9 protein-coding genes and 1 pseudogene are annotated in these 12078 nt (G+C 61.3%); 4 read left to right on the top strand and 6 right to left on the bottom strand.

Annotation, left to right across the window (positions count from 1 at the left end; translation table 11 throughout):
* The first annotated feature begins 781 nt into the window (after positions 1-781).
* Both J8I87_RS32425 and J8I87_RS32420 read left to right on the top strand, forming a co-directional pair.
* Positions 782-1687: a S1C family serine protease gene (locus J8I87_RS32425; protein ID WP_209936278.1), complete on the top strand. Its 906-nt coding sequence runs from the start codon at positions 782-784 to the stop codon at positions 1685-1687.
* 18 nt (positions 1688-1705) lie between these two features.
* Positions 1706-2374 (top strand): response regulator transcription factor, encoded by a 669-nt coding sequence (locus J8I87_RS32420; protein ID WP_209936276.1) that lies wholly within the window; start codon positions 1706-1708, stop codon positions 2372-2374.
* A 416-nt stretch (positions 2375-2790) separates the two neighbouring features.
* Here the strand turns inward: J8I87_RS32420 and J8I87_RS32415 are convergent, their stop codons facing one another.
* Together J8I87_RS32415 and J8I87_RS32410 are read right to left on the bottom strand one after the other, a co-directional pair.
* Positions 2791-3834: an SGNH/GDSL hydrolase family protein gene (locus J8I87_RS32415; protein ID WP_209936274.1), complete on the bottom strand. Its 1044-nt coding sequence runs from the start codon at positions 3832-3834 to the stop codon at positions 2791-2793.
* Between the two features lie 180 nt (positions 3835-4014).
* A pseudogene (locus J8I87_RS32410) lies at positions 4015-4321 on the bottom strand (ATP-binding protein); the annotation flags it as partial.
* A gap of 986 nt (positions 4322-5307) precedes the next feature.
* Here J8I87_RS32410 and J8I87_RS32405 point away from each other — a divergent pair.
* Complete coding sequence (locus J8I87_RS32405; RefSeq protein WP_209936272.1) at positions 5308-7650, top strand: putative Ig domain-containing protein; 2343 nt, start codon at positions 5308-5310, stop codon at positions 7648-7650.
* A 617-nt stretch (positions 7651-8267) separates the two neighbouring features.
* On the opposite strand, the gene J8I87_RS32400 is transcribed toward J8I87_RS32405, so the two are convergent.
* Positions 8268-8426 carry a hypothetical protein gene (locus tag J8I87_RS32400; RefSeq protein WP_209936270.1) on the bottom strand — a complete coding sequence of 53 codons (159 nt, stop codon included), beginning with the start codon at positions 8424-8426 and terminating at the stop codon, positions 8268-8270.
* A gap of 906 nt (positions 8427-9332) precedes the next feature.
* On the bottom strand, positions 9333-10022 hold the full coding sequence (locus J8I87_RS32395) for a CsgG/HfaB family protein (protein ID WP_209936269.1): 690 nt from the start codon (positions 10020-10022) through the stop codon (positions 9333-9335).
* On the opposite strand from J8I87_RS32395, the gene J8I87_RS32390 reads away from it, so the two are divergent.
* On the top strand, positions 9984-10589 hold the full coding sequence (locus J8I87_RS32390) for an amino acid ABC transporter permease (RefSeq protein WP_209936301.1): 606 nt from the start codon (positions 9984-9986) through the stop codon (positions 10587-10589). The two genes, J8I87_RS32395 and J8I87_RS32390, sit on opposite strands and share 39 nt — an antisense overlap.
* Here J8I87_RS32390 and J8I87_RS32385 read toward each other — a convergent pair.
* Together J8I87_RS32385 and J8I87_RS32380 are read right to left on the bottom strand one after the other, a co-directional pair.
* Complete coding sequence (locus J8I87_RS32385) at positions 10511-10810, bottom strand: YciI family protein (protein WP_209936268.1); 300 nt, start codon at positions 10808-10810, stop codon at positions 10511-10513. The genes J8I87_RS32390 and J8I87_RS32385 overlap by 79 nt on opposite strands.
* Before the next feature lie 237 nt (positions 10811-11047).
* Positions 11048-12070, bottom strand: coding sequence for a nitronate monooxygenase (locus J8I87_RS32380; RefSeq protein WP_313067182.1), 1023 nt, complete (start codon positions 12068-12070; stop codon positions 11048-11050).
* Positions 12071-12078 lie beyond the last annotated feature (8 nt).

Below are 12078 nucleotides of genomic sequence, written 5' to 3'. Positions count from 1 at the left end.
TTGACCATAGTCGACTCGAGACATTGGAAACGTTGGCGGGATCCATGGAAGCATGACTAGTGATGCAGCAGGGAATCGCTCCAACGGCAGTTCAATCAGCGGCAATGCAATGCTAAACGATTGTAAATTTCACCACACAAAGCTGCGGCTCGTTTGACGGCCTTCGTAACACCGGTTCATGGTCGACAACGGGCCTCAGATTTTCTCATAAGCAGCCGTTCGCGAAACGTCAGCTGCAAAACGGTCGAATGGAGACAATATGTGATGACTCGTCGGCCAAATCGACAGGCCAAGTGGCGGTTGTACCTCGGAACCCGTTGTTGCGTTCTGGCGAGTGCGAATAGCGGTTCAGGGTCGGGACTCATTCGTCTATAGAGAAAGGAGACATTCGTCGGCACCGGTTTGCGAATGTTAGTGGAGCCGACCTTCAGCGGCCGTACAGCGGCTGATCGGCGACCGTCAGCTTTGGCCGAGATGTCTCCTTTGAGCATCCTGCAGGTTCCGATGCGGACCAGCCGTTCGAATGCCGGCATTGTGCGATAAGCGAGCGGAAACAATTGGCCGATCTCTGTTTCACGCTGCATCGTGAAGTCAGCACAGCATCTACTCGCCTACCCATTTGGGTGGTGTGCACCCCCTGTCCTTCTGTCATTGTGAACCCGTCGTCACCACGCTATCCGCAAGGGATAGGGGAGCAATCGACGACGCGAGGCAAGTAGGTCGTATCGCAATTGGCAGGGGACTTGAAATGGAAACCACACCCTCAAGCGGAAATCCTTTGATGGATCTCTCGGACAATCTGGCAGACATTGTCGGGCGAGTCGGGCGGAGCGTCGTGTCAGTACACGGCCGGCATCGCATGCCGTCGAGTGGGGTAATCTGGCGACATGGGGTCGTCGTGACGGCTGCACACACGATCGGGCGTGAGGACGGGATCGAGATCACATTGACCGACGGCCGTACGGTCGCCGCCGTCCTCGCAGGCCTGGATGCGGGCACCGACCTCGCCGTGCTGAAACTGGACGGTGTGGACCTGGACCCGGTCGAGTCGGGCGATGCCCGCTCACTGAAGCCGGGTCATGTGGCGCTCGCCGTCGCGCGTGCGGACACGCTCGGCATCAGCGCTGATTTTGGCGTGATCGGCAGCACAGCTGGTCCTTGGCGCACATGGAGAGGGGGACAGCTCGATGCGTTCGTGCGACTGGACGGCGGTCTGCGCCCAGGTTTCTCCGGGTCGGCCCTCGCGGATATGCGCGGGCAGGTCATGGGCATCTGCACGTCGGCACTGATGCGCGGCGCCGGCATGGTGATCCCCGGGATGACCGTGAAGCGCGTTACCGACGAACTGTTGGCTAAAGGGCGCGTCTCGCGGGGGTACCTTGGCGTCGGCACGCAGAAGGTCAGCCTGCCGGACGCGTGGGTCAACAGAATGAACCTGCCGTTCAGTAGCGGATTGCTGATCAATTCGCTTGCGCCAGGCGGTCCTTCGGAACAGGCTGGTGTGCTGATAGGCGATGTGGTGATCGAACTGGACGGCAAGCCTTGCCGCGACATGGACGACGTGCACGCCGCGCTGGGCTCCGCAAGCATCGGACAACAGTTGCAAATCGCGTTGATCCGAGGTGGCGAACGTCACGCGTGTTCGGTAACCGTGGGCGAACGCCCCCAACGGAATTCGTGCAGGTGAGGTCCGGGAAGCGGCGAAATGTCGGATGGGCAGATGGTACACATGGCGACGGTGCGGGTCGCAGTGATTGCAGCCTCGTCGCGGGTGCGCGCAAGCCTGCAAACGCTTGTCGAGGCGAATCCGGCACTTGCATTCCTGGCTAGCGCAACCGACGCCGAAACGCTCGTCGATTGCCTCGCCGGTTTGGTGTCGGATGTGGTCGTGGCCGACATCGAGCCGCATGCTAGCGACGCGCTCAAGACGCTATTCGAACTCGGGCACGCGCCACCGGCGCTCGTCCTGTTGATCGACGACCCGGACAGCGACTGGATCCTTGATACGCTGCCCGCCGATGCGGTGGCAATCCTGCCGCGCAACGCGATACCAGCCGAAATCGTCGTGGCGATCGAAGCTGTCGCGGCGGGCCTTTGCGTGCTGTCGCCCGAGATCCTCGCAAGGCTGCTGGCCGGACGAAAACCGTCACGTCAGGCGGCATCCGGCGAACCGTTCGAAGCCTTGACGTTACGCGAGATCGAAGTGCTGGCGATGCTCGCCGACGGACTCGGCAACAAGGAGATCGCGCGGCAACTCGACATCTCGGAGAACACGGTGAAATACCACCTGTCCTCCATCTTCGGCAAACTCGGCGCGACCAACCGCACCGAAGCGGTGATGCTCGGTATGCGGTACGGATTCGTCATGGTGTAGACAGCCACGACGAGCCTGCCACCCGCATGGATACTGTCACTATCGCGATTTCGACCCGTCAGCCAACTTCCGTCATCGATCGACAGCCGCCGTTGGAACCTGCGCCACATCAACGGCAGCTTACTGTAAACCAACGGTCATCGATGCCTATGTGCTGGCCTCGGCAAGTGCTGTCGCCTAGCGTTCTTGTTTGCACGCTACGAAGAGGTGGTGCCCGGACTGGCTGAGTAGGCTGGACGATGTCGACGATGATCATCAGCGCGCAGTGCCGGCACACGAAGGTCGGCTGCATTAGCGCCAGACGACGTGTCATCGTCGGGGCGACCCGTCATCAATGAGTGTGACCTTCCTCGAGGACATGCTGCTGCCCGACGAGTACTATGTGCCGCGTTAATGCGTGGCGATTCGAAACACGATTACTTCGCGGCCGTGACCGCCTGTTCGACGAGCTGCGCGAACAACGCGTGCAGGCGCGTCGTGGGGTGGACGGTGTCCGCGAACATGTAGGTCTGGTCAGCGTTGGAGACCGTATAGGTTGCAGGCGAGCAGAACAGCGAATAGGCGGAGACCAGTGATGAGATCAGTCTCGGATTGCACCCGGTGTCGGTGTTGCCTACCGTGAAGCCGTTCGCCTGAAGTGCCGCAAGGGTGTTGTTGATAAACGTATACTGGTCGATCACGATCACCTGGTTCTGGATCCCCGCTGCCTGTAGCGCGCTCGTGAGCGCCGAGTTGAACGTCTGCGAAAGTCCCGATAGCTCGGCACCGTGGTCGGCGCTGTTGACGCCGAATGGCGACACACCGGCATTCCCCACATTCGACAGAACCACGTGCTTCGCGCCGGCTTGCAGGATCTGACCGACGATAGCCGCCAGTTGCTGCGCGGCAAGGGTGATGGCCTGATCGGCTTGTGCGGTTGTTTCGCTGCCGCTCGCAACGGCGCCAGCATGAATCAGGATGTCGCTCCCGCCGCCATTTACTAGCACGAGCTGGTTCGCGTTGAAGCTGCCGTGTGCATTCAGGTAGTTCTGCAACTGGGTCACGACCGGCACGGTCGTCGCGCCGGTTCCATTCGCCTTGAAGTCGATGCCGTTAGGGTCCGTCACGCGCGCGCCACCCTGTGCATAGCCAAGGCCGTCGGAGTGGGCCGTCAACGGGAAGCCGAATCCGCCGGTATAGGCGGCCGTCAGTGTGCCCCCATAGAAATTCGCCACAACCTGTGTCCACACGAGACCCGGGTTCGTCGTGAAGCGGCCTCCACCCACCGGCTGCGCTATGGGTGCATACGTGCCGACATCCGACAGGCTGTCGCCAAACGACACCACCTGATAGTTGACGGTAGGGTTCGCGCTCGGCTGACCGGAATTGCTGTGTCCATGGCACGCGGCGAGCAATGCAAGCGCAACGGTCGCGCTGCGAATCCGTGCCGCCCGGACAAGCTTGCTGTTCCGCGTGTTCATGGAACGTCCTCAGATGGTGTCGTGATTGAGCCAGCTGTTCCGTGCGTATCCTCGTGCCACGCCATTACACTATAGTCAGGAACGGACCGTTTGTTGGGAAAAACACGGTTTTCCGGCAACATGCCGGGAGAGTGTTGATTTGCACGGAATCCTGACCCACCCGTTGGACAAGCTTTGCGGTTATTCGGTGGGTATCTTGGCCTTCTTTATCTCCTTTTTTGGTTGCGTTGTACTGTTTCTGAAACGATAGCTATCGTTGCCTGTTTCTACAATGACAGTGATGCGTAAGACGGTCGAGCGCTGCCGTCATCTTTGCATCGGCAAACACGCTGGCCCATTCGGAGAAGCTCAGATTGGTCGTGATGATGATGCTGGTTCGCTCGTAGAGCTTGCTAAGCAGATGGAACAGCAGCGCACCGCCGGTCTGGCTGAACGGCAGGTAACCAAGCTCGTCGACTAATGTTGCGCGCAACATTAGTCGACGAGCTTGGCACAATCGGCCATTGCGGACGTTCGGCTGTCGGCGGTGGTGAGGTGGCTTTAGGCTACTTCTCTGCCGTTCGGAGAATGATCAGGCGACGCGACTGTACTTCATCGGCCTGATGTGGACCGATCGGCGTTTTCCGATCGGACCCGGACCTCCAAAAAATGACATGTACCGCGCGAGACGCCGGTGTACTCGGCGCGCGCACGCTCGATGCGGTCGCCGCGCACATGCAAGCCGCCGGATGAGCACTGCGCGGTAGGCCGCGTGAGAAGTCAGCGGCATCAATCCGCCGCGCGGGATCGAACGATCGTCTTTAGTGATGCCCCGCGCGGCCCTTCATGTTTAAGGACAATCCCTACTATCCAGACGTGGAAGCGGCGCGCCGTAGGAGCCGAAAATGTGGCCCCGTTTCCGCGCGCTGCATGCGATATTCCCGTCGCAGAAAAAAATGGTAAGGTCCTCTCACCGTCTGTCCAGCAACTAACCCGCGAATTGCCATCAAGCTTGCTCGCGCGGTGCCGACAGACCAATCATCGCTTTGTGCGCCCCAACCCTGTATCCAATGTGACGCGAACAACGATGATCCAGCTCAATCGGATTGCTATCGGCCTTGTCGAAACCGACGAGCACGCCCAATTCTCTGGTTATTTCGCGAGGCCGGCAGCCCGTTTCATTTCATTAGGCAAACGTAACGCGTGGGCAGGCTTGAATCGCTCACGTGGCATCGTCACGGCAATCTGCGCCGCCTGTGCGCTGATGTCCGGATTAGGCGCATGCAGCTCGCAAGCGCAGACATCGCCCGTTCCACCTTCTGCCCAGCCACCTGCAAGCGTCAGACTCTGGTGCGCCGAGCCGCCCGGCTATTACCCGTCCGTACAGACCTGTGCGAGCGGCTGGCAGCGACGCGCGCCCGATCTGCCCGCATCCGCGGTTTCTCCACCCGTGCTGGTAATTCCGGTCCAGCCTCCCGCAGAAGGACGATCCCAATGAAAACTATCCGACCGGTTCGGTGCACGCTCGCGCGTGCCACTTTTGTGACCACAGCGCTCGCGCCGATACTGCTTGCGGGATGCGGCGGTGGCAGTGACGACTCGACGGCGTTGAGCGGCACGAGCTCCGCGAAGCTCGCCGACACCTCGTCAGGTACGAGCTCGGTGTCGTTGTCGCCGCTGTCGAGCACGGTGGCGAGCACGCTGGTGAGGCCGGCGTTCTACACGGCCCCGGTGGTGTTGAACCCGCCTTCCGACATCGACAGCGCGGCGCCTTTCGCGTCGGCCAATCAGCCTCCTGCCGCGCAAGCGTCGACGTCGACAATGGCGGCCGTGTCGCTTGCGCAGTTGACGCCACAAACGATTGCACGGCTCGCTAGGAGGACTGCACGGGCGGCGACGAATTCAACGCAGGTGACGACGTATACGCCGGCGCAGATTCGCGCGGCCTATCAGCTACCGCCGCTGCCGTCGTCGTGGAGCAATCTGAGCGCGAGCGAGGCCGCGCAAATGGGCGCCGGCCAGACGATTTACGTGATCGACGCGATGAGCGATCCGAACGTCGTCAAGGAACTCGCGGCGTTCAACCAGAAATTCGGCTTGCCGGGCTGCACGACGACCACCATCGCGCCGAACGCGTCGCTGCCGCTCGCGGCCCCTAGCAGCAACGCGTGCCAGTTCTCGATCGTGCGCTCGACGACCAGCGGCGCGATGACGTCGAACGCGCCGCCGTACGACTCGGACTGGGCCACCGAAATCGCGCTCGACGTGCAGTGGGTCCACGCTACCGCGCCGCTCGCGCGCATCGTGCTGATCCAGGCGCCGGATCCGTCGACCAGCAGCCAGATCGCGGCGGTCAACCTTGCGAACGCGATGGGGCCCGGCGTCGTGTCGATGAGCTTCGTCGCCCCCGAAGGCTCGTGGACCGGCTCCGTCGATTCGGCGTTCAAGCAAGCGAACATGACCTACGTGGCCGCTACCGGCGATAACGGCACTGGCGTCGGATGGCCGTCCGTGTCGCCGAACGTGCTGGCCGTCGGCGGGACCCACCTGAGTTACGACGGCACCACCAGGAGCGAAACGGTGTGGTCGGGTACCGGCGGTGGCATTAGTCAGTACACCTCGGTACCCGCGTATCAGACCAAGTCGGTGCCTAGACTCGGCACGCTGACGAAGCGCTCGGTTGCCGACGTGTCGTTCAACGCGGATCCGTTCAGCGGTCAGTACGTCGCGGTCATCACGCCCGACGCGGCCGCGCCGAGCTGGTACAGCGCCGGCGGCACCAGTCTGTCGACCCCGCAATGGGCCGGCATCGTCGCCGTCACCAATGCACAGCGGGCGCGCAACAGTCTCGGCGCACTCGGCCTCGCGCAGGCGCAGTTGTACGGTACCGTCTCGACCGACGCGGGTCTGTACGCGACTGTGTTCTATGATGTCACTTCGGGCAACGACGGTTACTGCTCGAGCTGCTCGGCCCATACCGGCTACGATCAGCCGTCGGGTCTCGGCACACCGGTGGCCGGCAGCCTGCTGTCGACGCTCGGCGTGTCCAAGGCGCCGTCGCCGGTCGTGTCGGCCGCGACGGTCAAGGGCACGGCGGGCAGCGCACTGTCGTTCACGGTGGCGGCCAGCTCGTCGGACCCGCTCAGCTGGTCGCTCGCGAATGCACCGCAGGGCATGAGCATAGATAGCTCCGGTCAGGTGACATGGGCGCAGCCGGTCGCCGGCACTTACAAGGTGACCGTGACCGCGAAGGATACGGTCAACGGCTCGACGGGCAGCGCGAGTGCGAACGTGACCATCGTCGCGGCATCGAAGCCGGTCGTGCAGGCAGCGACGATCGTGGGCCAGGCGAAACAGCCGCTCAGCTATCAGGTCGACGTCAGTGCGGCCGATCCGGTCAGGTTCTCCCTCACCGGCGCGCCTTCTGGCATGTCGATCAGCAGCGCCGGCGTGATCAGCTGGAGAACGCCTGCGAAGGGCACGTATAGCGTCAGCGTCAAGGCGACCGACACCAGCAACGGCCAGTCCGGTTCGGCGACGATGAGCGTGCGGATCTCGTCCGAGGCAACGGGCCCTGCGATCTCGGCTGCGCCGATCAGTGGTGTTGAGGGCCGCCCGGTCAGCGGCGTGATCGATATCGAGGACCCAGGCGCGGACAACGTGAAGGTCGACATCAAGGGCGCGCCGTCCGGCATGGTGTTCGTCGAGAGCGGGCCGGGCTTAGTTGCCAAATGGCGGCACCCGGTCGCCGGAATTTACACGCTGACGCTGACCGCGGTCGATTCGGCGGGGCTCAGCTCGCAGGCAACTCTGGTGGTGACGATCGGCGCGCGCTGAGCCGACTCGTCGCGCTGCCGCAACGTCGCTGCCGGCGACGTTGCGGCGCGCTGTTGGTGAAAGCGCGGCTTGGGAGTGGGAAGGCAGCGAGTCTGTGGGTCAGCATCGCGGCCGTACAGCGGAAATCTCTTCGTACATCGAAACAACGAAAGCCTTCATCAGTCTCGCGGACCTCGCGAACGTCCAGGGCCCGAGCGTTCCGCGTCCCGGATATTCGGACGGCGGCTTGCTCACTCCGGGAGCCGCGCGATCGCACCGTCCTCGTCAGCCCGTCGCCCCCTATTCCCATTGAATCTTCCATGCGTGCGACGGTTGGCCTGATCGAGGGTCTGTCGACATGTGACTATCAATTGCTCGGTGGGCACGGCCCGAACGGACGTTGCCTGACGGCGGCGATCGGCACTTTTTGGCCGAATTCGGGCCGACAGCAAACGCACCATACCGACACACTGCAGCCACTCGGGTTTGCATGGCTTCAATGACGGCTTTCGGAGTCCTTGGGACGTCCGAGTGTTACTCGTGGCCACATTTAATCGGTGATAACGCATACGCAAACCTCAGACTCAATAGGCGCTGCCGGGTGGTCTTTGCTGCGTCGTCAACCGGACGTCGGCCTATTAGCATTTGTGGCCGAGTTTTTGGAGAACGAAGACAGAGCCGAGCATGTGAGGTTGGGCATGGAATATCTCGTCGGCAATCTTCTCTTTTTGTGCGAGGTTAATTTCCTTGACGGATTTCATGGCCTGTACCATGGTGATCAGCGAAATACGGCTCACTCAGTTTCCCCGTCAAAAAAATATCGAAGTGACAGCCAACCCGGACTACACATCCCGCGCAATCGTGTGCAGCGCGGTTGCGCGAAGAGAACGGCAGTGTCCCGGTGTCGCGGAAGATTGAGCCCGCGAGGCCTCATTTGCAGGGCGGTGCGGCATCGCCGCGCTCCCAACTCCATCGCTCAACAGGATCGGCATCCGCATCCTTCGTGCGCGACGATGCCGACCGACACCTTCGTTGCCCGCGTGTCGCTTCAGCACGGCAAGTCCCGTTACCCTGGCTTATGCCGGTGGCCCCGTGCGCATCGGTTGCGGACACTGCAGATCGCACTTACCCAATGATCTCGCCGCCGCTCCACCGGTCACGGTTGCGCCAGAACGGACACAGCGGACAGGCTTCGCCTTCCGCGCAGATCACGACACCGTTTGCGCTGGGCAACCTTTGGATGGCACGCAAGGCACTATGCAAAGCTTGAAGCGCGTGAAGATTGAGGCCGGCAGTCTCGGCAAACGACGGTCGTCATGCTTCAAAAGCCGAACAACCAAACTGCCAGCTCACGCTTACGGCCGATACGCCCTACGCTGCAGAAGATCAGTGCTCTCAAAACGAGTTGTTCGGACCTTCCCCTGCTTAAAAATTTCGATGACGTTCGAAGAGGCCTTTGTTTATAGGCCTCTGCGTGGCAGTTCGTTAAGGAAAAAGTAAGCGCAAACGTTGGGAGGTCATTGACCGACGAAGAAAGTGCGTCTCCTTATCTTTGATCAAATTGATAAGGTCAGGGTAAGTGGGGAAATTGTATGTGCACGCATCGCCGCTTGCGAGATTGCGCTTGACATTCAATTTTGCTAAGGGGCTTCGGCCATCGAAACGCCGCTATGGAAGGGGCTTGCTGATCCTCTTGCTTGAAACTAGACTGTCGCAAAATTGACATTCGCTGCGACAGTCACTCGTCCATTCGAGTGGCTGCTGCACGCTAGATTACGACCATCAACGCGCCCACGAGAGAGGGACAATGAGACAGCGAATCCCGACCAATCGTCGGACTCGGAGGTACAGCAGATTAGGTCCGGAGTATTCGTCCCCTCGGCTGAGCGATTGAATCTGGATGGTCTCCGGAGTGTCTGTCCGCTCTGGATTGACTCACCGGCTTTGTACACATGCAGATTCGCGCCCGGCTTGATGCCTTGGAGCGCGCCGCCACTGATATATACGGTTGAGCCGTCTGCTTTCCTCCCAAACTCAGTTACCGAACCGAGGATAAGTGCATCGACACCGATGAGACCTGCATCCCTTGACAACGATTGTTCTGCGGCGACCGCAATGTCCGGACGTTCGAATACGAGAAACTGCTTGGACGCGGCCAAGCGGCTCGCGAGGATGTCACTTGCCTGTTTTCCGAGCGGGTCCAGATTTGCGTCAGTGACGAACGTGCGCCCGTAGCGGGTTTCGTTACTAAAGCGGCCAATCGCAACTTTTCGCTTGACCGCCTTCTCGTCGACTACCGAGTTCGCCACTTGCGCGGCCTGTTGCAGTGCTCTCGGGACTGGCGCCTCTGTGACCTGCGGAGGCGTAGATACGGTTGCGCAAGCCGCGAGCATCAGGGACTGGTCGCGACCTTGCTGCTGTCGGCGGCATCGATTGTCGGCGGCACGCTGATCGGCCTGCTCGCCGCCGTATTGCGATCCTTCGGACCATGGGGCACGGCGCGCGCCGCGAAGCTCTATACCGAACTGTTTCGCGGCACCCCCGTGCTCATCACGCTGATGTTCATCTACTTCAGCGTGTCGTATTTCGGCTATGTGTACCAGGGCGCGTATATCGCCGAAGTGTTTCGCTCGGGCATCGAGGCCGTGCCGAAGGGCCAATGGGAAGTCTCGCAGATTCTCGGCCTCAGCAAGACGCAGACGTCCTTCTCCGTCGTGTTGCCGCAGACGGGCAAGATCGTGCTGCCGCCGCTGATCGGCCAGTACCTGTCGCTGATCAAGGACACTTCGATCGTCAGCATGATCGGCATGTCCGAGCTGATGCACGGCGGCCAGGCGGCCGTTCGGTGTGGATCAGGTATAACGCTCCAGCATGCCCACCCTCACTTCTTGTCCGGATTCCCCGTTCCCCAATCCCAACGCCTGACCGAGACTTCTGCGAATAGATCCGCCTTTTTGTAGGGGTCGCCAGCCGCGAAGCGCTCGGCGGCCGCAAGGTCCTGCGCCTCGATCACCAGCAACGTACCTATGCTCGTGCTGCCGTCCGGCGACAGAAGTGGTCCGCCCAGCCTGTAAGTCACGCCAGGATGGGCCGCTTGCAAGTATTCGCGGTGAGCCGGACGGGTATTGGTTCTAACATCAGTAGCCCCTGGGCGATCGAGCGCGACGATAGTGAAGTACATCGAAGTTCCTTAGTGTAGGCGAGGATGAAAAAAGCCGGCGCTTTCAATCAGATGCCCGGCCTCTTGTTGGCGCCACGGTCCGGGGTGCTTCAAACGAATGGGGCGATCCTGAGTAAGCGCCGTGTCATACGCCAGAATCTCGCACGCCATGTCGGCGTGCTTGGCCTAGCTTCCTGGGCCGCTCGTCAACGGCGTCGAGATTCTAGTTCGGAGTTTGCATCGATCGCTTCTACGTGCTTAGCGAGCGGCCCGAAACTTCGCGATTCCGCCGAGCGCCGCCTCTGCCGTCGCCTCGATTTCAGCAAGGATTTCCGCGACCGACTTCACATCGTGAATGAGACCGACTGTTGTGCCTGCATAGAGGGGGCTGGCCTCCCAATCGCCCTCCATTGCACCCCAAGCCGCGGCGGTGTCATAGCGATAGAGCGGCTTGCCATTCGGGAAACGCGAGATCTGCTCGCCCTCCCCAGGCCGTTGGCCGCTCGCCGGGCGACCGGCCGCTTCCCACTTGGAGAATGTTGAATTGCGGATCACGCGATGCGGGCACTCCTGCCCGACCGGATCGAAAAGCTCAGTTTCGACCAGGTCCGTCGCGTGAGCGGCGACAATTCGCTGCTTGTAACCGGGATGGTTCGCTGATTCCTTGCTCGCGACAAAACGCGTTCCCATCCAGACACCGCAAGCCCCCAGTGCCAGCGCCGCGACCAGGCCACGCCCGTCCGCGATACCGCCCGCCGCCACTACGGGAACCCCGTTGGCGGCGTCGACGATAGCTGGCAGGAGCGACATCGTCGGTGCGCATCCCACGTAATGGCCGCCCGCCTCCTCGCCCTGCGAAACAATAAAGTCGACGCCGAGATCCTTGGCGCGCCTCGCCTCTTCCGAAGTACCAATAGTCCAGAATACGACCCCGCCCGCATCCTTGATGACACGAACATAGGGTTCGATATCGCCCTGCCAGAGGGAGAACACGCTTACCCCCGCTTCCAGCGCAGCCGCGAGCCACTTGCGCCGATCACGGGTGAGCGAAAGATTGGTACCGAACCGGCCGTTCGTGGCCTGGCTGATTTCCGCAAGCTCGTGGTTGACCGTCTCCTCCGGCATATGCGCCGCCGCGGTAAAGCCGAAACTGCCACTACGGGCCATCGCGCCGAGAAACTCTGCGCTTGAGCCGCGCCCAAGAGGACCCGCCACGACCGGAACGCACAAATTCAGCGCCCTGGTCAATACTGTTTCGAAAGACATATAAGATTTCTCCACACTCAGAT

Origin of the sequence: Paraburkholderia sp. LEh10, assembly GCF_017814945.1 — a bacterium.
Classification (GTDB): domain Bacteria; phylum Pseudomonadota; class Gammaproteobacteria; order Burkholderiales; family Burkholderiaceae; genus Paraburkholderia.
Note: the sequence above shows the minus strand (reverse complement) of the source record. Positions and strands in the feature narration are given on the sequence as shown.